The 19,455-nt window shown below is 58.1% G+C and carries 23 protein-coding genes and 1 pseudogene; 9 read left to right on the forward strand and 15 right to left on the reverse strand.

Annotation, left to right across the window (positions count from 1 at the left end):
* Positions 1–145: 145 nt before the first annotated feature.
* Entirely contained in the window at positions 146–1,084 is a 939-nt protein-coding gene (gene pbpG / locus MO767_RS13375; RefSeq protein ID WP_282480865.1) for a D-alanyl-D-alanine endopeptidase, read from the forward strand.
* Positions 1,085–1,139: 55 nt separating this feature from the next.
* On the opposite strand, the gene MO767_RS13380 is transcribed toward pbpG, so the two are convergent.
* The 3 genes and pseudogenes from MO767_RS13380 to MO767_RS13390 all read right to left on the reverse strand — a co-directional run bounded on the left by MO767_RS13380 (position 1,140) and on the right by MO767_RS13390 (position 2,403).
* Entirely contained in the window at positions 1,140–1,355 is a 216-nt protein-coding gene (locus tag MO767_RS13380) for a hypothetical protein (RefSeq protein WP_282480866.1), read from the reverse strand.
* 17 nt (positions 1,356–1,372) lie between these two features.
* Complete coding sequence (locus MO767_RS13385; protein WP_008148414.1) at positions 1,373–1,579, reverse strand: DUF6021 family protein; 207 nt, start codon at positions 1,577–1,579, stop codon at positions 1,373–1,375.
* A 94-nt stretch (positions 1,580–1,673) separates the two neighbouring features.
* Positions 1,674–2,403: pseudogene (locus tag MO767_RS13390) on the reverse strand (peptidase C39 family protein).
* Positions 2,404–2,570: 167 nt separating this feature from the next.
* Between MO767_RS13390 and MO767_RS13395 the strand changes: the two are divergent.
* Positions 2,571–2,738, forward strand: a complete 168-nt coding sequence (locus tag MO767_RS13395; protein WP_282480868.1) for a hypothetical protein — start codon at positions 2,571–2,573, stop codon at positions 2,736–2,738.
* 79 nt (positions 2,739–2,817) lie between these two features.
* Here MO767_RS13395 and MO767_RS13400 read toward each other — a convergent pair whose 3' ends face one another.
* A complete protein-coding gene (locus MO767_RS13400; RefSeq protein ID WP_282480869.1) occupies positions 2,818–3,567 on the reverse strand; it encodes a TerC family protein in 750 nt (249 codons plus the stop codon).
* Between the two features lie 28 nt (positions 3,568–3,595).
* The gene (locus MO767_RS13405; RefSeq protein ID WP_282480870.1) at positions 3,596–3,838 is read right to left on the reverse strand and encodes a hypothetical protein; all 243 of its coding nucleotides are present in this window, start codon (positions 3,836–3,838) and stop codon (positions 3,596–3,598) included.
* A gap of 135 nt (positions 3,839–3,973) precedes the next feature.
* Here MO767_RS13405 and nhaR point away from each other — a divergent pair, with 135 nt between their 5' ends.
* Positions 3,974–4,873, forward strand: a complete 900-nt coding sequence (nhaR, locus tag MO767_RS13410; RefSeq protein ID WP_282480871.1) for a transcriptional activator NhaR — start codon at positions 3,974–3,976, stop codon at positions 4,871–4,873.
* A gap of 4 nt (positions 4,874–4,877) precedes the next feature.
* On the opposite strand, the gene MO767_RS13415 is transcribed toward nhaR, so the two are convergent.
* Positions 4,878–6,032 carry an MFS transporter gene (locus tag MO767_RS13415; RefSeq protein ID WP_282480872.1) on the reverse strand — a complete coding sequence of 385 codons (1,155 nt, stop codon included), beginning with the start codon at positions 6,030–6,032 and terminating at the stop codon, positions 4,878–4,880.
* A 280-nt stretch (positions 6,033–6,312) separates the two neighbouring features.
* On the opposite strand from MO767_RS13415, the gene sstT reads away from it, so the two are divergent.
* Positions 6,313–7,545, forward strand: coding sequence for a serine/threonine transporter SstT (gene sstT / locus MO767_RS13420; protein WP_282480873.1), 1,233 nt, complete (start codon positions 6,313–6,315; stop codon positions 7,543–7,545).
* Positions 7,546–7,607: 62 nt separating this feature from the next.
* Here sstT and MO767_RS13425 read toward each other — a convergent pair whose 3' ends face one another.
* The 6 genes from MO767_RS13425 to MO767_RS13450 form a co-directional block, all read right to left on the reverse strand.
* The gene (locus tag MO767_RS13425; protein WP_282480874.1) at positions 7,608–8,117 is read right to left on the reverse strand and encodes a DUF1993 domain-containing protein; all 510 of its coding nucleotides are present in this window, start codon (positions 8,115–8,117) and stop codon (positions 7,608–7,610) included.
* A gap of 155 nt (positions 8,118–8,272) precedes the next feature.
* Entirely contained in the window at positions 8,273–9,211 is a 939-nt protein-coding gene (locus MO767_RS13430; protein ID WP_282480875.1) for an SdiA-regulated domain-containing protein, read from the reverse strand.
* Positions 9,208–10,728 carry a glycosyltransferase family 39 protein gene (locus MO767_RS13435; protein ID WP_282480876.1) on the reverse strand — a complete coding sequence of 507 codons (1,521 nt, stop codon included), beginning with the start codon at positions 10,726–10,728 and terminating at the stop codon, positions 9,208–9,210. Before MO767_RS13435 ends, MO767_RS13430 begins: the two co-directional genes overlap by 4 nt.
* 3 nt (positions 10,729–10,731) lie before the next feature.
* Entirely contained in the window at positions 10,732–11,010 is a 279-nt protein-coding gene (locus MO767_RS13440) for a lipid-A-disaccharide synthase N-terminal domain-containing protein (protein ID WP_008148397.1), read from the reverse strand.
* Complete coding sequence (locus MO767_RS13445; protein ID WP_282480877.1) at positions 11,007–11,747, reverse strand: glycosyltransferase family 2 protein; 741 nt, start codon at positions 11,745–11,747, stop codon at positions 11,007–11,009. Before MO767_RS13445 ends, MO767_RS13440 begins: the two co-directional genes overlap by 4 nt.
* A gap of 48 nt (positions 11,748–11,795) precedes the next feature.
* Positions 11,796–12,773 carry an NAD-dependent epimerase gene (locus MO767_RS13450; protein WP_282480878.1) on the reverse strand — a complete coding sequence of 326 codons (978 nt, stop codon included), beginning with the start codon at positions 12,771–12,773 and terminating at the stop codon, positions 11,796–11,798.
* A gap of 307 nt (positions 12,774–13,080) precedes the next feature.
* On the opposite strand from MO767_RS13450, the gene MO767_RS13455 reads away from it, so the two are divergent.
* The gene (locus MO767_RS13455) at positions 13,081–13,728 is read left to right on the forward strand and encodes a DUF480 domain-containing protein (RefSeq protein ID WP_282480879.1); all 648 of its coding nucleotides are present in this window, start codon (positions 13,081–13,083) and stop codon (positions 13,726–13,728) included.
* Positions 13,729–13,782: 54 nt separating this feature from the next.
* Here MO767_RS13455 and MO767_RS13460 read toward each other — a convergent pair whose 3' ends face one another.
* Positions 13,783–14,637, reverse strand: coding sequence for a shikimate 5-dehydrogenase (locus tag MO767_RS13460; RefSeq protein ID WP_282480880.1), 855 nt, complete (start codon positions 14,635–14,637; stop codon positions 13,783–13,785).
* Positions 14,638–14,882: 245 nt separating this feature from the next.
* Between MO767_RS13460 and MO767_RS13465 the strand changes: the two genes are divergently transcribed.
* The 3 genes from MO767_RS13465 (at position 14,883) to MO767_RS13475 (ending at position 15,966) form a co-directional block, all read left to right on the forward strand.
* Positions 14,883–15,254 (forward strand): hypothetical protein, encoded by a 372-nt coding sequence (locus MO767_RS13465; RefSeq protein WP_046054168.1) that lies wholly within the window; start codon positions 14,883–14,885, stop codon positions 15,252–15,254.
* A 234-nt stretch (positions 15,255–15,488) separates the two neighbouring features.
* Positions 15,489–15,683, forward strand: coding sequence for a hypothetical protein (locus MO767_RS13470; protein WP_003179723.1), 195 nt, complete (start codon positions 15,489–15,491; stop codon positions 15,681–15,683).
* 100 nt (positions 15,684–15,783) lie between these two features.
* Positions 15,784–15,966 carry a hypothetical protein gene (locus MO767_RS13475; protein WP_134423592.1) on the forward strand — a complete coding sequence of 61 codons (183 nt, stop codon included), beginning with the start codon at positions 15,784–15,786 and terminating at the stop codon, positions 15,964–15,966.
* Here the strand turns inward: MO767_RS13475 and MO767_RS13480 are convergent.
* Positions 15,963–17,024 (reverse strand): AI-2E family transporter, encoded by a 1,062-nt coding sequence (locus tag MO767_RS13480; RefSeq protein WP_282480881.1) that lies wholly within the window; start codon positions 17,022–17,024, stop codon positions 15,963–15,965. The genes MO767_RS13475 and MO767_RS13480 overlap by 4 nt on opposite strands.
* A gap of 163 nt (positions 17,025–17,187) precedes the next feature.
* Here MO767_RS13480 and yegQ point away from each other — a divergent pair, with 163 nt between their 5' ends.
* Positions 17,188–18,513 (forward strand): tRNA 5-hydroxyuridine modification protein YegQ, encoded by a 1,326-nt coding sequence (yegQ, locus tag MO767_RS13485; RefSeq protein ID WP_282480882.1) that lies wholly within the window; start codon positions 17,188–17,190, stop codon positions 18,511–18,513.
* A gap of 7 nt (positions 18,514–18,520) precedes the next feature.
* Here yegQ and MO767_RS13490 read toward each other — a convergent pair whose 3' ends face one another.
* On the reverse strand, positions 18,521–19,384 hold the full coding sequence (locus MO767_RS13490; protein ID WP_282480883.1) for a LysR substrate-binding domain-containing protein: 864 nt from the start codon (positions 19,382–19,384) through the stop codon (positions 18,521–18,523).
* Positions 19,385–19,455 lie beyond the last annotated feature (71 nt).

Here is a 19,455-nt window from a genome sequence, read left to right on the forward strand (position 1 = left end):
CCGCACCTTTTTCTCATTTTTTTCATATAAAGCACTCGCCATACAGGCAGCTAGCGCTTTCGTAGCTCATACTCCTAAAATGCGTCGGTTTTAATGAAACAACCCGTTACAGAACGGCTTATCCACACCTAACGAGTCTGCCAGCGTGAAAATCCGTCTTTCCATCCTGAGCCTATTTTTTGCATTTACAGGGACTTTCACCACACCAATGGTCAACGCTGCCGACACCACTTCGGCGCCGCGAGATACGTCAACACTGAAGATCGCTTCCGGCAGCGCATTGCTGATGGATCTGCAGACCAACAAAGTCATCTATGCCAGCAATCCTGACGTGGTGGTGCCAATCGCGTCCGTCAGCAAACTGATGACCGGCCTGGTCGTGGTTGAAGCCAGACAGAACATGGACGAATACATCTCCATCAACATCAGTGACACCCCGGAAATGAAAGGTGTGTTTTCCCGGGTCAAACTCAACAGCGAAATGCCGCGCAAGGAAATGCTGCTGATTGCCCTGATGTCCTCGGAAAACCGCGCTGCCGCGAGCCTGGCCCATCATTATCCGGGTGGCTACGTCGCGTTCATTGCCGCAATGAATGCCAAAGCCAAAGCACTGGGCATGACCAGCACGCACTTCGTCGAACCCACCGGCCTCTCCCCTCGCAACGTGTCCACGGCCCGCGACCTGAGCAAACTGCTGATCGCTGCGCACAAGTACCCGCTGTTGACTGAGCTAAGTACTACCAAAGAAAAAACTGTCTCGTTCCGTAAACCCAACTACAGCCTGGGTTTCCATAATACCGACCATTTGATCAACAAGCCGAACTGGGACATCAAGCTGACGAAAACCGGCTTCACCAACGAGGCCGGTCACTGCCTGGTACTGGTCACCAGCATGGGCAACCGCCCGGTTGCGCTGGTTATCCTCGATGCTTTCGGCAAGTACACACACTTTGCCGATGCCAGCCGTATTCGCAGCTGGGTGGAAACAGGCCAAGGCACGAACGTACCGTCTGTAGCCTTGCAGTACAAATCCAACAAGAACCTCAAGCATCGTCAGAGCGGCGTGGTTGAAGCGTCTAAATAAGTAAACGACAGATGAAAGAAAGCCCCGACTATTCGGGGCTTTTTTTCGTCCGGCGTCAGTCATTCGGCAGCGGCATCTGGTCGTCATCCGGAATGCCGTCCCCGACACTCGGGTCATTCCAGCCCTGTGGATGCTCCGTCGGCACGATCACCGGCCTGGCCAAAGGATCCCTTAACGGGCTGTCCGGATCCATCACGGGGTCGATGTCGTTTTCAGGGGTGGTTGGAACGCTGTCCGGACGTTTGTCGTTGAAACTCGAATCAGTAGACATACGCACCTCACTAAGGCTCAGGGTTTCAGATTGGCGAGTGGATCGTAAGGCTTCGCGGGAGCCTTGGTGTTGTCGCCCGGCTTCACATCCCTGGGGGCCTTGGCAGGTCCGATGGGGTCGACCTGAGGATCAGCGAGATCCGGTGAATCGGGATCGAACCCCAACTCATCGCCCGAAGAATGCTCAGAAGAGTGCGGGCCGACGGGGGTAGTGGAATGTGCCATAGGCACCTCCTTTGAGTCTGGCCCGGAGAAATCCGGGCCCTACTTTGTTAGAGGTCGGCAAAGTGCAGGGGTGCCCGACAGATGACGAACGGACTTATTGCGCGTTCAGCGCTTTCTTCGCCCTGGCGGCCGCCTGCTCCTGGCCTGCCTGGGCAAGGTCGCTCGCTGCCTTGAGCCATCGCTGTTGATCGACATTGGCCGGCAATTGATTCGGCTTCTGAATCAGCACGGCCCAGCCACCGGCATCCTTGAGCGCCGATTCAAACGAACCGAAGCCCATCAACTCCCGACGATTCATGCCCGAGCGCAGCACCACTGTCTGTTTCTGACGGTTGTACCCGGCAAGAATGGCGTAACGCGGTTCAGCCCAGAACGCCGAGCCTTCTGTGAATCGCACCATTACCGGGTAGCCAGCCGCAACCTGGGTCAAAAGTGCAGGCAGATTGCTGTCGAGGGGATAGACGACCATGCCGTACTCGCGAGCGAGGTTCTGCATGTTCTGCTGCAACTGGGCTTCGGCGCCCGGTAAATGCAACGGTTTTTCGAGCAACCCTGGCGTAATCACAATGCCTTGCTGGGACAACATGCTGGCCAGCACTTGTGGCCCACTCTGATTCGCCACGCCACGGTAGAACGTGCCACTGAGCTCGACTCGCTCCGGCAGGCGCTTGATTTCAGGTGCCACACTTCCTGCGCAGCCAGCCAGACCTGCAACGCAGCCAACGACCAGCACTAAAGATCGAATTCGAGAAAATACCCGCACCATCATCACTCTCTTGATTTAGACGCCAGGCATTCACGCTCCCGGCTTGGCCGTCGATCATAGGACGCCGCGCGGCAGCGGTATAGCCTTAACCGGCAGATGATGGCATTCGATAAAGCGAACTGATTGGTGACAGCCGACCTTTGGTCAATAGCCTGAAACACAGCAGCGACTAGACTGTCATGTGCAAAGAGTGTGTGCCTGCAGCAGGGCGAAGAGGAGGCACTGATGAGCCTGGCAATGACCATTGTGATGTTGATTTCTGGCTGGCTGGCCGTTGCCGCCGCCATGTTATGGGGAGTCCTGCGAATTACCCGCCGGCACCATCATCCGGCTCGGTCGGTGCCGGTAGCGAAAACCGATACAACCGATGCACACCACGTTACCGCGCACTGAACGACACCATTGTGTAGCGCAAACAAAAACGGCCGCCCGGGCTCTTTCGAGCACAGGCGGCCGTTTCGTTTAACGCAGATTAAGCTTCAGCGGCTAAACGCTTCTGCTTCGACCGTCGCGACATCATGTTCAAACCCTCGATCGTCGCCGAGAACGCCATGGCCGCATACACATAGCCTTTCGGTACATGGGCGCCGAAGCCTTCGGCGATCAGCGTCATGCCGATCATGATCAGGAAGCCCAGCGCCAGCATCACCACCGTCGGGTTGTCGTTGATGAACTTGGCCAGAGGATCAGCCGCCAGCAACATCACCAACACCGACACCACCACCGCGATGATCATGATCGGCAAATGCTCGGTCATGCCGACAGCGGTAATAATGCTGTCGATGGAGAACACCATGTCCAGCAGCAGGATCTGACCGATCGCGGCAGCGAAGCCCAGGGTCACGGTCGAGGTGGCCGACGTCGGATCATCCGGCGCAGGGTCCATGCTGTGATGGATCTCGGTGGTCGCCTTCCACAACAGGAACAGGCCGCCGGCAATCAGAATCATGTCCTTCCAGGAGAACGTCTGGCCCAAGATATCGATCACAGGTTCAGTCAACTGGACGATGAACGCGATGGTGCTCAACAGCGCCAGTCGCAGGATCAGCGCCATGCCGATACCAATGCGCCGCGCCTTCTGCCGGTGCTGCTCGGGCAGTTTATTGGTCAGGATCGAAATGAAGATCAGGTTATCGATGCCGAGCACGATTTCCATAACGATCAACGTAGCCAGGGCGACCCAGGCGGTGGGGCTTGCAGCAAGTTCTAAAAGGTATTCCATGGGTCAGTCCTGACTCGTTTAAGACGGTTTAGATTTCCTGGGACGAAGATTCGGTTTTCTCTTTATCTTCGCCCGATTGTTCTTTCTTGCTGATCAGCCCGCCAGTGGCGTCACTGATTGCCTGCTCTGCGGCTTTGTGGGTGTCGTCGATCGCTTGTTTGGCGGTTTCGGCAGCCTTGCCCATCAGTTGCTGAGCGCTTTTTTCGGCCTGGTCACAACCGGCCAATACCAGTAAAGACGTGATCAGCAGTGCCGTGGTTTTAAGCTTCATGATGCTTTCCTCGATAGAGCAAACCGGGCGGAAACGATGGCCCGTTGATAGCGAGGCATTCTAGGGAGGCAAACACTTCAGGAAAATTCGTATTTTTAGCGGTTATACTTCGGTTTTAACGAACTGTAGGTCGCCATGCTCAACTATCGACAGCTGCATTACTTCTGGGTGGTGGCCAAGACCGGCAGCATCGTGCGCGCCTGCGAGCAGCTGAATCTGACGCCGCAGACCATCAGCGGGCAGATTTCCCTGCTCGAACAAACTTATGGCATCGAGCTGTTTCGCCGTGTCGGCCGGCAACTGGAACTCACTGAGTCCGGCCGTCAGGCACTGCCCTACGCCGAGCAAATGTTTCAGCTGGGCGGCGAACTGGAACTGATGCTGCGAGCACAGCCCAACGAACAGCAGATTCTGTTTCGGGTTGGCGTGGCAGATGTGGTGCCCAAATCCATCGTCTATCGCCTGATTGCGCCGACCATGGAATTGAGCGAGCCGCTGCGCATCACCTGTCGCGAAGACAAACTGGAACGCCTGCTCGCCGACCTGGCGATCCAGCGTCTCGACCTGGTGATCTCCGACAGTCCGATGCCCTCGCACCTGGACATCAAGGGCTACAGCCAGAAACTTGGGGAATGCGGTATCAGCTTCTTCGCCATTGCTGAACTGGCGGCGCAATTCGGTCAGGATTTCCCCCGCAGCCTGCACGGCGCACCGCTGCTGATTCCCGGGCCGGAGACCGTGGTGCGCAGTCGCTTGCAGCGCTGGTTTGCCGAGCAGCAGATCCAGCCGCGCATCGTCGGCGAGTTCGACGACAGCGCCTTGATGCAGGCGTTTGGCCAATCCGGCAGCGGGATTTTCATCGGCCCGAGTGTGATTGCCGACGAGGTGAAACGCCAATACGGCGTGGAATTGATTGGCCAGACCGACGCGGTGACCGAGTCGTTCTACGCCATTTCGGTGGAACGCAAGGTCAAGCACCCCGGCATTGTCGCGATTACCGAAGGTGCCCGACGCGAGCTGTTCACCGAGATGTGAGGTGTCAGGCGCAGACTTCGCGGGGCTTGAAGGTCATCAGCGCGATGGCCAAGAGGATCGAGGCGAGGATAAAAGCGGCCGCCGCGAAACCAAGACCTTGCAGGCCTACACCGTCGATGACCCTACCGCCGATCATGGCGCCCAGGCCGATCCCGAGGTTAGCCCCGGCAATGTTCAGCGATGCCGCGAACGCCGGCGCTTCGGGTGCAGCCTTCATCAATCGCACATGGCTGACCAGGAACAACGCCGCCTGAGTCACGCCCCAGATCCCCATCGCCGCTGCCAGTCCCAGCGGCGAATGAATGTTCGGCACCAACGCCACCAGGCCGGCGATCATGAACGCGCAGAACATCATCGAGGCAATCAACGGATGACGATCCACCGCGCGGCCGCCCAGTGAGTTGCCGATCAACCCGACCGCGCCGAAGCCCATCAGGCACCAGCCGACCACCGTGCCGCTGAAGCCAGCCAGTCGCTCAAGAATGTCCGCCAGATAGGTATAAGCGGTAAACATGCCGCTAAACACCAGGATCGACAGCAGCACATGGCCAACCATCAGCGGACTACGCAAAATTTTGAATTGCGAACTGAAGCTCACTTGATGCTGATGCAGATTGGTTTTCGGCAGGTAGATAAAAAGCAGCAACGCCTTGGCAAACGCGATCACCGCCAGAATGCCGAAGGCACTGCGCCAACCGAACGCATCGGAGATCAGTGTGCCCACCGGAATACCGAACACAGTGGCGCAGACAATCCCGAATCCGATCTTGGCAATGGCGCGGCCGGCGTAGTCCGGGCCGACAATGTCCACCGCGGTTTCACTGGCCAGCGCCCAGAACACTGGCAAGCCCAACGCGGGGATCAACCGAGCGACGGACATCACCCAAATGTTCGGCGCAAACGCCGCGAGGGTGTTGGCCAGGCCGAACATGATCAGCACCGAGATGAACAACTTGCGGCGCTCAAACCGGGCGAAATAGGCGGTCAGGAACGGCCCGAATGCGGCGACTGTGAAGGCGAACAAGGTCACCAGCAAACCCGCTTGCGGGATGCTGACTTCAAGGTCTCGAGCGATCGCTGGCAACAGGCCGACGATGATGAATTCCGTGGTCAGCACCGTGAAACCGGCGGCAGACAACAGAAGGATGGGCAACAGCATGCAGAACTCCAGAAAACGACGACACCAGCGATAGCCCGAAGGCCCACTGGCATGACTTGAAAATGAGGATGGCGAATCTTAACAGAGTGTTTCCGATCAGGGTTGCACGAACCTGCCGATCTCGTTGACCCTCGGGCGGCAGATCGTCACAGGTCTGAAGGATAAAGGCCACGCTGTGATAAAGTCCGCGCCCTGCGATACGTACACCCTGTTCATCGGCCATTGATTGGCATTGATGTCGCGATACCCCCGCACCTAAAAAAATCAGAGATGCCGTTTTATGACCGCTTCATCCCCTTCTTTATGGTTACGCCTGAATCGCTTAAGCCTGGTCACACAAATCATCATTGGCCTGATCGCCGGGATTGCCCTCGCGCTGTTCGCACCGGAGGTGGCGAAGTCCACTGCGTTTATCGGCAAAGTCTTCGTATCGGCACTTAAAGCTGTCGCGCCGATTCTGGTGTTCGTGCTGGTCATGGCCTCGATTGCCAACCATAAGCACGGCCAGGAAACCCACATCCGGCCGATTCTGTTTCTGTATCTGCAGGGAACGTTTGCGGCGGCGGTGGTGGCCGTTGTCGCCAGTACGCTGTTCCCCTCGAGCCTGGTATTGGCGACTCACGACGTTGCGGTCACTGCACCGGGCGGTATCAGTGAAGTGCTGCAAAGTCTGCTGCTGAGCGTGGTCGACAACCCGGTCAGCGCGCTGATGAATGCCAACTTCATCGGCATTCTGGCGTGGGCGATTGGCATGGGCGTTGCCATTCGCCATGCCGGTGACACCACTCGCGAGGTGCTCGGCGACTTGTCCAACGGTGTGACCCTGATCGTGCGTTTGGTGATTCGTTTTGCGCCGCTGGGCATTTTCGGTCTGGTGGCTTCGACCCTCGCCACCTCCGGTTTCGGTGCCTTGATCGGCTATGTGCATCTGCTGGCGGTTTTGCTGGGCTGCATGCTGTTTGTAGCGCTGGTGATGAACCCGGTCATCGTGTTCTGGAAACTGCGTCGCAACCCTTATCCGTTGGTGCTGATGTGCCTGCGGGAAAGCGGCATCACGGCGTTTTTCACCCGCAGTTCGGCGGCGAACATTCCGGTCAATCTGGAATTGAGCAAGCGCCTAGGCCTGCACGAAGACACTTACTCGGTCTCGATCCCGCTGGGTGCAACCATCAACATGGCGGGTGCGGCGATCACCATTACTGTGCTGACCCTGGCCGCCGTGCATACGCTGGGCATCGCCGTGGACATTCCGACCGCCATCCTGCTGAGCATCGTCGCGGCGATCTGTGCCTGTGGCGCTTCGGGCGTGGCGGGCGGCTCGTTGCTGCTGATTCCACTGGCGTGCAGCCTGTTTGGCATCCCCAGTGAAATCGCCATGCAGGTGGTGGCCGTCGGATTCATCATCGGTGTGCTGCAGGACTCCGCGGAAACCGCGCTGAACTCCTCCACCGACGTACTGTTTACGGCCGCCGCTTGCCTGGGCGAAGACGAAAAAGCTCAGCGTCTGGCGTAACAAAGATCAAAAAAAAGCCCGCCAAGGTTCACACCTTGGCGGGCTTTTTTACGTCGGGAGGTTTAGAACGCGCCCATGTAATCGCGCTTGCCCACTTCCACACCGTTGTGACGCAGCAGTGCGTAGGTGGTGGTGACGTGGAAGAAGAATTGCGGCAGACCGTAGCTCAGCAGGTAAGCCTGGCCGGTGAAGCGCTTCTCTTTCGGCGTGCCCTGACGGGTGATGATTTCGATGCCTTCCTTGCCGTCGATCTGTTCCGGTTTGATCTCGCCGATGAAGGCCAGCACTTTGGCGATCAGCGCTTGTAGCTCGGCGAAGGTGGTTTCGGTGTCGTCGTATTTCGGCAGTTCAACTTCGGCCAGACGCGCGGAAACGCCCTTGGCGAAATCAACGGCGATCTGCACCTGACGGATCAGCGGGAACATATCCGGGTACAGACGGGCTTGCAGGAAAGCATTTGGGTCGATGTTCTTGGCGGTGGCGTGGGCTTCGGCCTTGTTCAAAACGTCGCTCAGGGCGTTGAGCATTTGTTTGAAAACCGGGACGGAAGTGGCGTACAGGGAAATAGTCATGGCAGTCTCGTGTTGTGACAGGAGGGAAACGTGGGGCGATTATAGCCATGCACGGTCCCCTGCGGCGGGTCTTTTATCCGGTGGGAAAAACGCAGCGCAAGCTCTAAACGATCTGCGTACGTTAGCCCCTCGCCGGCATGAAAACTTCAACTTGATCAGTGTTTTTCTGCACTCGCCGACAGACCGGCCTTCGATTGGCTGAACCGGTAAAACAGGTTGGGCTCGCTCACAATGTAAAGCTCGCCTGCGCTGTCCATGGTCATGCCTTCGGCTTGCGGCGGCGTATGTTTGAGGTCACCCGCCAAGGCGCGCAGGGAGAGAATACTGACAAAGTTACCCTGCTGGTCCAGTTCGGTCACATTGCTGGACTCTTCGCTTAGCAACAGTAAGTGGCCGGTGCGAGGATCGTAGTAACCCTCGGAAAGGTCTTTGCTGAAAACGCCGCGGTCGACCCAGGTCGTCAAGTCCTTGATACGGATCTGCATTTGGTTGCCAATGGAGCCGAGCATGCCGGTGACTGAGTACAGTTGCCGCGGATCACGCTCCTTGATGGCGAAGATGCGGTCATTGGCCGGGTCATAGGTCACACCTTCAAACCCCTTGTTATGCTCGCTGAGGTTGATCTCAATGGCGAGTGATTCGGTTTGCTCCGCATGGATGGGGCCAGCGGTGTCCGGCAGGTTGAAAATGTGCAGCCGCTGCAACGTTTCATCGACGATGACCACTCGCCCTTTGCCCATGTATGCAATGCCTTCGGTGTCCTGGAAACCGATCAATGGGTAGCGTTCGAGCAAATCGCCGTCACGGGTCAGCACCAGAATCTCCATCGGCGCACTATTGGTGATACCCAACAAGCGATCGTGATCAGGGTCATAGACGAGACCGGACAAATCGGTGATGCCCGGGATCGGCTTGCCTTCGATCGCGACCTTGTAGTCTGGCAGCCAGATATTTTTGTCTGACGCCTGATTGCCATACCAGCTGTTATGCCAGTGCGCGTACAACTGCCCGGGCAAGCCAAAATGAACGAAAACCACGCTAACGCCGACCAGCGCGGCGATGAGCAGAGCTCCAGTCTTCCATGATTTACTCATGTTTTTTTCGGGTCCCACGTAAATCGATAGACATTGACGGGTTGTCCCGGATGGCATTGGCCGTTATCGGCATCCGCGCCGACGATCGACCAGTGTGCACGGGAGGTTTCGCCCAACTCACGCGCGGACTGGGGATTGAAACACTGGCTCAACAGTTCGTCGGGGACCAAGGCGTAAGCCTGAGGGTGTTCGCGCAGCCACAGTGCCGCCTGCTCGACCGTGGAGCCGACCATCCCGAAGTGCACGATCGGTTGTCGTGCGAACAGCCAATGGCCCTCGCGCCAATTGACCAACACCAGGTCGGCACCTTGAGTCATGGACGCCGCCTGCGCCATGATCGCTTCGTGAGGGTTGGGACCGTCCTTGATCGGTTCGATAAAACCGCGGGCAATCCAAAGCGCAAACCAGGTCACGACCAGCGCCTGGAATACTCGCCGCCCCCGCGGACGCTGAGTGAACCAGCGCTTGAGCAACCAGGGAATCAGCGGCGCAGCCACCAGTACCAGCCCCGGTAGCGCCGGGTAGATGTACAGCTTGCGCTTGCCGCTGCTGATACAGAAAAACAGAACCACCAGCACCACCCAGCCCAGCAGCACCAACACTCGGCCGTCGTGCTTGCGCAGTTGTCGGCGCCAAGCGGGCACCAGCCACGGCAACACGAGCACCAATGGCAGCCAATATTGCGGGATCACGTGAACGAAGAAATACCAGAACGGCTCGCGATGGTCCCAGGCCGCGGCATAGCGTCCCGCGGTCTGGCGCAGCAGAATTTCTCGCGCATAGGCGACCTCGTCAGCAGCGCCATTGAGCGCGATGGACAAGGCCAAGGGCAGTAACCAGATCGCGATGGCGCCCAGCATGACCAACAGTCCCAGCAGCCACTTGCGCGCCTCGCCCGGCATGGCCACCACACCGGGCCAACCTTTGCGCACCGCGTAGACATACGGAATCAGCATCAGGGCCGGGACGAAGCCAACCCCTTTGGTGATCACACCAATGCCCATGGCAGCGCAGCCCAGGTAAAACCAGCGCCAGGCCGGCCCGAGCAACAGGTGCCGCGCCAGACCGTACATACCCACGGAAGTGAACAGAATCAAAAAGCTGTCGATCTGGCCGGTCTGCAGGATGCTGTACGTCTGATACGTCGCCAGGTACAAGAGCGCCGCTATCCGACCGACACGTTGATGCCATAACCGGCGGCCCAAGTCATAGACCACTGCGGTGACCGTCACGGCCGATAGAAGCCCCGGCAGATACAGGGCGATGGCGGGTTTACCGGTCAGCCAGGCGAAGAACGCCACCGTCCACATGAAAATCGGCGGTTTGTCGCCGTAGATTTCTGCCGCACGGTGCGGAATCAGCCACGAGCCGTGCTGCAACATCTCGAGCGCAACGCCAAGGAATCGCTCCTCGTCGACATTCTGCGGCTGACGTAGCCCCAGCCCGGCACCAATCAAAACCAGGGCGAGTAACATCAAACCCAGGCATTCGACCCGGGGTGATAGCGTTCTGCGCATGACTCAGTCCTTTAAGTGTTTGCTGCGGGCAATCAACTGCAAATTGCGCAGATAAACGATCGAGCCAAAGGCTTGACCGGCAATAAACACCGGGTCCTCCCGGTAAATGGCATAAGCGAGCAGCAGGGCGCTACCGACGATGCTCAGGTACCAGAAACTCACTGGAATCACGCTGCGTTTCTTGTATTCGCTGTAAAGCCACTGCAAGACGAAGCGACCGGTAAAGGCTATCTGGCCGGCGAAGCCGACCACCAGCCACAGGGTTTCACGGGAAAGATTCATCCTTCGATTTCCTGCGCAATGGCGTTCAGGCGCGTGCGCCGGATCAGCCACCAGACGCCGATCAGGTCGAGAATGCCCACCAGGGCACGGTCGAGGTTGCCGTATTTGGAGACCCCGGATGTGCGGTGACGGTGGTTGACCGGATGAGTGATCATTCGGCCGTTGTGGCGCTGGATCAGCGCAGGAATGTACCGATGCATATGATCGAAGTACGGCAGGCGCAGAAACGCCGCCCGCTCGATCAACTTCAATCCGCAACCGGTGTCCGGTGTCTGGTCCTTGAGCATGCGGCTGCGCAATCCATTGGCAAACCGTGAAGCCCAGCGCTTGCTCGCGTTGTCGCGGCGGTTGACCCGGTGCCCGGCCACCAACTGAATGCCGGCCAGCCCCTGTTCACCGCGCACCAGCGCCAACATCCCGGGGATGTCCGCAGGATCGTTCTGGCCGTCGCCATCGAGCGTGGCCAGCCACTGCCCCTTGGCAGCCAGTGCCGCATGGTAAAGCGAGGTACTTTGCCCAAGCGAACGCTCATGACGCAGGATACGCAGCGTGCTCAGGCCACTGTTTTTCATCTGCCGCAGTTCGTGCAAGGTGGCATCGGTACTGCCATCGTCCACGACGATGATTTCGTACGCTTCGTCGGCCAAGGCCGCGCGCACTTCTTCAATCAAGGGCTTCAGGTTGTTCGCTTCGTTTTTTGCCGGAATCAGTACAGATACAAATATTTCATAACTCATAGGGTCCCCCCTTTAATCCTTGGTTTCTTATTATCAAGGGCGAACATTTCATCTCTGATAAAAGTGGCGATACCACTTCACAAATTCCGCTACACCCGCTTCCACCGTCACCTGAGGGTGGAAGTCGACCCATTGGGTCAATGCCGACACGTCAGCCCAAGTCTTGACCACATCGCCAGGCTGCAGTGGAAGAAAGTTGCGCTGCGCTTTGATCCCCAGCGCCGACTCCAGACAATCGACGAACTCTAGCAGAGCTATCGGCATGCCACGCCCGATGTTGAAAATCCGGTTGACGCCGTCGCCCTCCCCGTCCGGAATCGGCGGCCGAGGGCGCAGACGGGTGACGCTTTCGACAATGTCGTCGATGTAAGTGAAGTCGCGCGCCATCTGGCCGTGGTTATAGATATCGATCGGCAGGCCGTTGAGGATCGCTTCGGTGAACTTGAACAGCGCCATGTCGGGGCGTCCCCAAGGTCCGTAAACGGTAAAAAAGCGTAGGCCGCTGGCCTTCAGACCATACAAATGACAGTAGCTGTGAGCCATCAACTCATTGGCACGTTTGCTGGCCGCGTACAGTGAAATGGGGTGATCGACAGCGTCTTCGACACTGAACGGCATTTTGCTGTTGGTACCGTACACCGAGCTGCTTGATGCATAGATCAGGTGCTCGGGGCGATAGTGACGGCACGCTTCCAGCACATTCAGAAAACCCACCAGGTTCGATTGCGCGTAGACGTCCGGGTTGTCCAGTGAATAGCGAACACCCGCCTGGGCCGCCAGATGCACAACCTCGGTAAAACGATGTTCTTTGAACAACGCCATCAGTGCCGGTTTGTCGACGATATCCAGGGTCTGAAAACGAAAGCCTGGCAAGCACGCAAGCTCGTTAAGCCGTGCGCGTTTGAGCTCAACGCTGTAATAGTCGTTGAGGTTGTCGATTCCGATGACTTCAAGGCCTTCCCGGCACAAACGCTTAACAGTGTGATAACCGATGAAACCGGCGGCGCCAGTGACCAGAACATTCATAGGGAGTTCGCGCCGATCAGCGCATTGCTCTTGGCCAATACCCACGTCAGCTTCATGCTTTGCTCCACAGTCCAGTCAAAAAGGCTTAAATCGTCGATGGGAGAACTACCAGATGCCCACAGTAAAGCCCGCCAGTTCTCGGCCAAGCATACGTTGCTCGTCGGATTGTAAAAATTGCGTTAATTATTCATTTAGCTTTTGTAACAATTGCTAAGAAGGCGTGACGAGTTCAGTTGCCATTGACACACGTCAATCTAAAGTGCATGCCAGCAGGAGAAAAAATTGACCCCGGGAAGGATAAAGAATCATGAGTACTGAGCAAGAGACAACGTTCGACGACCCGCGGCTTAACAGCACGGAAATCCGCATTCTGGGTTCGTTGATCGAAAAACAGGCCACCAGCCCGGAAACCTATCCGCTGACACTCAATGCGCTGGTGATTGCCTGCAACCAGAAAACCAGCCGTGAGCCGGTGATGAACCTGACCCAGGGTCAGGTCGGCCAAAGCCTGCGCGCCCTCGAAGGACGCGGCTTCACCAAACTGGTGATGGGCAGCCGTGCGGATCGCTGGGAACACAAGGTCGACAAGGCACTGGAACTGGTGCCGGCTCAAGTCATTCTTGCGGGGCTGCTGTTCCTGCGCGGTCCGCAAACGGTCAATGAACTGCTGACCCGCAGCGGCCGCATGCATGACTTCGAAGATGCCGAGCAGGTGGTGCATCAACTGGAACGCTTGATCGCTCGCGGTCTGGCGCTGTTGATTGCGCGCCAGGCTGGTCAGCGCGAAGACCGCTACATGCACGCCTTGGGCGACCCGGCAGACATCGAAGTGATCCTGGCGGCACGACAGAACCCGACTGAACGTGGCGCGGGTGGCGGTGTATCGGTTGAGCGGATCGAAGAGCTTGAGGCGCGAATTGCCGCGCTGGAAGAGCGTCTGGCCCGCCTCGAATAACCCTGCGTTACTCGCCGTCCCAATAATCCAGAATGGCAGGATGCATGAGTAACCTCAGTCACGGTTCGCTTGCTGGGCAGCAGGAGAGCCAAGGCCACTGCGGGCAAATTCCACGGCTTTGTGAAACTGCTCATCGGTCGGCCGCACGCCGGTGTAGAGCACGAACTGCTCCAGCGCCTGGATCGCGATCACTTCCAGCCCGCAGATCACTCGCTTGCCTTCACCACGAGCGCGCACAATCAACGGTGTTTCCGAGGGGAATGCCACTACATCGAAGACAGTCTCGGCAGCAGCGATGGTTTCAACATCGAACGCCAGCTGATCGGCCTCGGGGCCGCACATGCCAAGCGGTGTGACGTTGATCAGCATCTGCGGCCGCTCCGAGCCCAGCTCCGCTTGCCATCGATAGCCCAGCGATTCGGCCAACGCCCGTCCGGAACGCTCGTTACGGGCAACGATCAGGCCATTTTTGTAGCCACCATCGCGCAAGGCACTGGCCACCGCCTTGGCCATGCCGCCGCTGCCGCGCAGGGCAAAGGTCAACTCCTTCGGCACCTGGTGGGTATCAAGCAACTGGGCGATCGCGATGTAGTCGGTGTTGTAAGCCTTGAGATGGCCATTAGTGTTAACGATCGTGTTGATCGATTGAATGGCCGCAGCGGAGGCGTCCAGTTCATCGACCAGGTCAATACAGGCCTCCTTGAACGGCATCGACACACCGCAACCACGAATCCCCAAGGCGCGAATGCCAACAACGGCGCCTGGCAGATCCTGACTGCTGAAGGCTTTGTAGTAAAAATTCAGGTCCAGTTGCTCATACAGATGATTGTGAAACCGCAAACCGAAGTTCCCGGGACGTGCGGAAAGCGACATGCACAGCTGGGTGTCTCTGTCGGGGTTCATCTGCATGAAAAATCTCCTTGAATAGCACTTTCAGATGGACGGGATTAGCCAATCCATCGGGTCTGATCGATCATAACGGCGTGTCTGCACGCGGCCCCACTGAACCGTAAAGAAGCGAGTACAGACCTTACACAAAATTTACCCAACGGCTGTGCTGATTTTGAAAAAAACGCTGTCTTAGAAGTATCCCCGCGACAATCCTTGGGTCTATTGCAGACTCAAGCGCCGGGGCGAAGAACCGAGGAACTATCATGATCCGTAAAATCCCCACAGTAGCCTTGCTGATCGGTGCTCTTGCTATCGCCGGGCAGGCAGAGGCTGGCGGCGGTCACGGCGGTCACGGTTGGGAAGGGCCGGCGGTATTTGGCGCGATCGTTGGCACGGCCATCGTCGGTTCGGCCATCATCAACAGCAACCGCCCGGTCTATGTACAGCAACCGGTTTACGCTCAGCCACAACCGGTTTACTACGGCCCGCCACCGGTTTATTACCAGCCGGCACCGGTCTACGTGCAACAACCGGTCTATTACGGCCCGCCGCCGGTTTACTACGGCCCGCCACGTGGTTATTACGGTCCACCGCGCGGTTATTACGGCCCTCCCCACGGCTATGGCCGCTGGTAACGGTATCATCAGGCCCCGCCTCAACAGCGGGGCCTTTTTGTGACCGTCCGTCGGCAAAGGTCTGGATAAATCTCGCCAAGGTCGCTGTCGGGACAGTCTTTGCGGTGCAAGTTGGCAAGATTGACTCGCCACCCTTCCCCCGCTTTGGGGAAAACGGTCATATTTATGTCATGTCAGGTCCGCAATCTTGGATCTGTCCGTTAACAACAGGTTGATAAAAACAAGGACGACCTCATGCCCACGCAAAACCCGCACCGCATTGTCGGCTTGTGCACTTCCAGCAAGGTGTACAACGCACTGACCGAACTCAAGCACCTGGAAGGCCATCGCAGCGCCAAGTTTCTTTCGCTGCTGGCAGAAAACCTGGTGCGAAAAGGCCTGCTCAACGAGCAGGAAGTGGTTCATATGCTGGATCTGGTGGTCGACTGAAGCGAAGCCTCATTGGCATCAATGACGACTATCGAAAGCGTTGATTGTCCGTTCAGGCGTCAGGTCCGTAAGGTAGCTCCATAGATTGATGGAGGTACTTATGTCCCAGGTTCAGATCATGTCCGTTATCGGCAGCGCCGTTCCCGCACCGCTCAGAGAGCTAGGATTGCTCGCCTGTTGGTACCTTGTGCAGGACGGCGAACCGATCAGCGGTCCGCTCACCTCGCTGCCGGCTGCCCAGGCACTGTCGCAACGCATCTGCCAAGGCCAAATCAGCGCTTAAGGCAGCTGCACCCGCGGCTTGGTTTCAATGAAGATGGCCCAGCTCGACATAAATAGCGCAGCGATCAGCGGCCCGATCACAAAGCCATTGAGGCCGAAGACCGCCAGACCGCCAAGGGTCGAGATAAGGATCAGATAGTCCGGCATCTTTGTATCCTTGCCCACCAGGATCGGTCGCAGCACGTTATCCACCAGGCCGATCACAAAAACCCCGTACAGCCCCAGCACCACGCCCTGCCAGATCGCTCCGGCGAACAGGAAAAACGCCGCCACCGGCGCCCAGACGATCCCTGCCCCCACCGCTGGCAACAGCGACAGAAACGCCATCAGCACCGCCCAGAGCAGCGCGCTCGGAATATCCAGAAACCAGAAAATCAAACCGCCCAATGCACCCTGCGTGATCGCCACCACCAGGTTGCCCTTCACCGTCGCCCGCACTACGCGATTGAACTTGAGTTGCAAACGACGTTTCTGGTGCTCCTGCAGCGGCACTGCAGCGCGAACTTTGCGGGCCAGTTCGGCGCCGTCCCGCAGAAAGAAGAACAGCAGGTAAAGCATGATGAAAAAACTCACCAAAAAATCAAACGTGCCCTGTCCGAAACTGAAGACCTGCGTGGCGACAAACTCATTGCCTGTCACTGCACTCTTGATGATTTTCTCCCGCAGCCCGTCCAACTCGCCAACCCCGGCCCGATCGAGCAAGAGCTGGAAGTACGGCGGCAGGCTGTGTTTGAAATGCGTCACATACCCGGCGATGTCCAGCTCGCCGCTTTCGATGCTCTTGTACACCGAGGCCCCTTCTTGAACCAGCAAGATACTGAGGACAATCACCGGCAGAATCGCGATCACCAGGCAGATGCTCAGGGTGAGCAGCGACGTCAGATTGCGCTCCCAGCCGAACTTCAGTTGCAGTCGTCGCTGCAGGGGCGCGAAGAGGATACCGAGGATCACCGCCCAGAACACTGCACCGTAAAACGGCAGCAAAATCCAGATAAACGCGGCGGTGACCAGCCCTAGCAAGATCACCAGTGATTTGTTTTGTACTGTCTCTTCGTTCATGTCCGATCCATGTCAGTCCGCAAGGACACAATGTCGCGTCCTGATGCTTAGTCCGCCACGGTTCGCGCGAGTGCCATCCGTTTGTTCATCAAGCATAGATCCAGATCAATGAAACCTTGGCGCAAGTCGCTTACTCTCCGCGGCTTTTGTGACCGACACTGCCATGACCCTGCTCCCCCCGGAACTGCTCGCCCCCGCCGGCACCCTGAAAAACATGCGATATGCCTTCGCCTACGGCGCCGACGCGGTGTACGCCGGCCAACCGCGCTACAGCCTGCGGGTGCGCAACAACGAATTCGATCACGCCAATCTGGCCCTCGGCATTCACGAGGCCCAGGCTCAAGGCAAGCGCTTCTATGTGGTGGTGAACATCGCCCCGCACAACGCCAAACTGAAATCCTTCCTCAAAGACCTGGCGCCGGTGATTGCCATGGCGCCGGACGCGCTGATCATGTCCGATCCAGGCCTGATCATGCTGGTCCGCCGACATTATCCGCAGATGCCGATTCACCTTTCGGTACAGGCCAACACGGTGAACTGGGCCAGTGTCGAGTTCTGGCAGCAACAAGGCTTGAGCCGAATCATCCTGTCGCGGGAACTGTCCCTGGAAGAAATCGCCGAAATCCGCGAGCAAGTCCCGGCGATGGAGCTGGAGGTATTCGTCCACGGCGCCTTGTGCATGGCTTACTCCGGTCGCTGCCTGCTGTCCGGGTACATGAACAAGCGCGACGCCAATCAGGGCAGCTGCACCAATGCCTGTCGCTGGAAGTACTCGGCGCAGCAGGCCACGGAAAACCAGCTCGGAGAGATTGTGCAGACCTTCCAGCCCGAACCGACCCTGGGCATCGGCGCCCCGACCGATCAGGTGTTCCTGTTGCAGGAAGCCAATCGGCCCGACGAATTGATGCCGGCCTTCGAAGACGAGCACGGCACTTACATCATGAACGCCAAGGACCTGCGCGCGGTGCAGCATGTCGAGCGCCTGACGCAGATGGGCGTGCACTCACTGAAAATCGAGGGCCGGACCAAATCCCACTTTTATTGCGCGCGGACCACTCAGGTTTACCGTCGGGCGATCGACGACGCGGTGGCCGGTCGCGAGTTCGACCGCAACCTGATGACGGACCTGGAATCCCTCGCCCAGCGCGGCTACACCGAAGGTTTTCTGCGGCGGCATGTGCATGACGAATACCAGAACTACCAGCACGGCAGTTCGGTGTCGGAGCGGCAGCAGTTTGTCGGCGAGCTGACCGGCGAGCGGCGTGACCGGATGGCGGAGGTCAAGGTGAAGAATCGATTTGGTCTGGGCGACCACATGGAACTGATGACGCCCAAGGGCAACTTTCATTTCGATTTGCATGATCTGCAAAACGTCAAAGGCGAGCCGATCGAGGTGGCGCCGGGGGATGGGCACACCGTGTACCTGCCGATTCCGGATGCGGTGGATTTGCAGTTTGGGTTATTGATGCGCGATGTCAGCGTGACTTGAAATCCGCTTACTCGAACTCTTCACGCAACATCCCCACAAACGCCTCCCGCGCCGGGTGAACCCCGGCGTTTTCATGCCAGTAAAACAGGTTGTCGATCGCCGTCAGCTCGGGGAACTCATACCCCGCGCAACCCGCCCCTTTGGCGTACTGATCAAATACGCCTTTTGGCACCAGCGCGATACCCGCCCCGGCACTGACGCAGCCGACAATCGCCCCGTAACTGGCCAGGCTGACAATCGGCAACGCCTGCCCCTGCCGCAGCAACCAATGCTCCAGCGCCGCCCGGTAGGGACAACCCTGGGGCCACATGAACACGGTCTTATCCTGCAAGTCCGCGATGTTCCGTACCGGCCCCAGGGACGTCGAGGCTATCAACAAAAGCTCCTCGCGATACATCGGTGTGCGTTTGAGGTGTGAGCGCTCGACATCTACAGCAACGATCGCGCCGTCGAGCCGGTGATTGAGTGTGTCGTCGAGCAATTGGCTCCAGGTGCCGGTGGTCAGCTCCAGCGCCACCGCCGGAAAACGTTTGTGGAATTTTGCCAGCAACCGCGGCAATCGACCGGTCGCCGACGACTCGATGGCGCCAATGCGCAACGGCCCGGACGGCTGGGCCGAAGGGTCCACCGCGCGCTTGGCTTCCGCCGTCAGGGCGAGAATTTTCGAGGCATAAGCCAGAAAGGTCTGCCCCGCAGGGCTGATTCGCAGCCCTCGACCCTCGCGCAGAAACAGCGCAACACCCAGCTCCGCTTCCAGAGACTTGATCCGTGCCGTGATGTTCGACGGCACGCAATGCAACAACTCGGCCGCCCGGGCGATGCTGCCGACCTCGGCGACGGTCTTGAACATGCGTATCTGTGCCAGCTCCATACATCACCCAAAGTGAAGAGTTGACGCACTATAAGTCAGTTGTGGAGAACAGTCAGGCTTCTGATACTGGG

This window comes from Pseudomonas sp. UYIF39 (genome assembly GCF_029963765.1).
Taxonomy (GTDB): domain Bacteria; phylum Pseudomonadota; class Gammaproteobacteria; order Pseudomonadales; family Pseudomonadaceae; genus Aquipseudomonas.

What these genes read in the sequence shown, in the direction of transcription:
- MO767_RS13470 (WP_003179723.1), top strand. Translation starts at nt 15,489, where the DNA reads ATGCCCACGCAAAACCCGCACCGCATTGTCGGCTTGTGCACTTCCAGC.
- MO767_RS13435 (WP_282480876.1), bottom strand. Translation starts at nt 10,728, where the DNA reads ATGCGCAGAACGCTATCACCCCGGGTCGAATGCCTGGGTTTGATGTTA.
- MO767_RS13450 (WP_282480878.1), bottom strand. Translation starts at nt 12,773, where the DNA reads ATGAATGTTCTGGTCACTGGCGCCGCCGGTTTCATCGGTTATCACACT.
- MO767_RS13380 (WP_282480866.1), bottom strand. Translation starts at nt 1,355, where the DNA reads ATGTCTACTGATTCGAGTTTCAACGACAAACGTCCGGACAGCGTTCCA.
- MO767_RS13385 (WP_008148414.1), bottom strand. Translation starts at nt 1,579, where the DNA reads ATGGCACATTCCACTACCCCCGTCGGCCCGCACTCTTCTGAGCATTCT.
- MO767_RS13445 (WP_282480877.1), bottom strand. Translation starts at nt 11,747, where the DNA reads ATGAGTTATGAAATATTTGTATCTGTACTGATTCCGGCAAAAAACGAA.
- sstT (WP_282480873.1), top strand. Translation starts at nt 6,313, where the DNA reads ATGACCGCTTCATCCCCTTCTTTATGGTTACGCCTGAATCGCTTAAGC.
- yegQ (WP_282480882.1), top strand. Translation starts at nt 17,188, where the DNA reads ATGACCCTGCTCCCCCCGGAACTGCTCGCCCCCGCCGGCACCCTGAAA.
- nhaR (WP_282480871.1), top strand. Translation starts at nt 3,974, where the DNA reads ATGCTCAACTATCGACAGCTGCATTACTTCTGGGTGGTGGCCAAGACC.
- MO767_RS13460 (WP_282480880.1), bottom strand. Translation starts at nt 14,637, where the DNA reads ATGCAGATGAACCCCGACAGAGACACCCAGCTGTGCATGTCGCTTTCC.
- MO767_RS13475 (WP_134423592.1), top strand. Translation starts at nt 15,784, where the DNA reads ATGTCCCAGGTTCAGATCATGTCCGTTATCGGCAGCGCCGTTCCCGCA.
- MO767_RS13440 (WP_008148397.1), bottom strand. Translation starts at nt 11,010, where the DNA reads ATGAATCTTTCCCGTGAAACCCTGTGGCTGGTGGTCGGCTTCGCCGGC.
- MO767_RS13430 (WP_282480875.1), bottom strand. Translation starts at nt 9,211, where the DNA reads ATGAGTAAATCATGGAAGACTGGAGCTCTGCTCATCGCCGCGCTGGTC.
- MO767_RS13415 (WP_282480872.1), bottom strand. Translation starts at nt 6,032, where the DNA reads ATGCTGTTGCCCATCCTTCTGTTGTCTGCCGCCGGTTTCACGGTGCTG.
- MO767_RS13465 (WP_046054168.1), top strand. Translation starts at nt 14,883, where the DNA reads ATGATCCGTAAAATCCCCACAGTAGCCTTGCTGATCGGTGCTCTTGCT.
- MO767_RS13490 (WP_282480883.1), bottom strand. Translation starts at nt 19,384, where the DNA reads ATGGAGCTGGCACAGATACGCATGTTCAAGACCGTCGCCGAGGTCGGC.
- MO767_RS13405 (WP_282480870.1), bottom strand. Translation starts at nt 3,838, where the DNA reads ATGAAGCTTAAAACCACGGCACTGCTGATCACGTCTTTACTGGTATTG.
- MO767_RS13455 (WP_282480879.1), top strand. Translation starts at nt 13,081, where the DNA reads ATGAGTACTGAGCAAGAGACAACGTTCGACGACCCGCGGCTTAACAGC.
- MO767_RS13395 (WP_282480868.1), top strand. Translation starts at nt 2,571, where the DNA reads ATGAGCCTGGCAATGACCATTGTGATGTTGATTTCTGGCTGGCTGGCC.
- MO767_RS13400 (WP_282480869.1), bottom strand. Translation starts at nt 3,567, where the DNA reads ATGGAATACCTTTTAGAACTTGCTGCAAGCCCCACCGCCTGGGTCGCC.
- MO767_RS13425 (WP_282480874.1), bottom strand. Translation starts at nt 8,117, where the DNA reads ATGACTATTTCCCTGTACGCCACTTCCGTCCCGGTTTTCAAACAAATG.
- MO767_RS13480 (WP_282480881.1), bottom strand. Translation starts at nt 17,024, where the DNA reads ATGAACGAAGAGACAGTACAAAACAAATCACTGGTGATCTTGCTAGGG.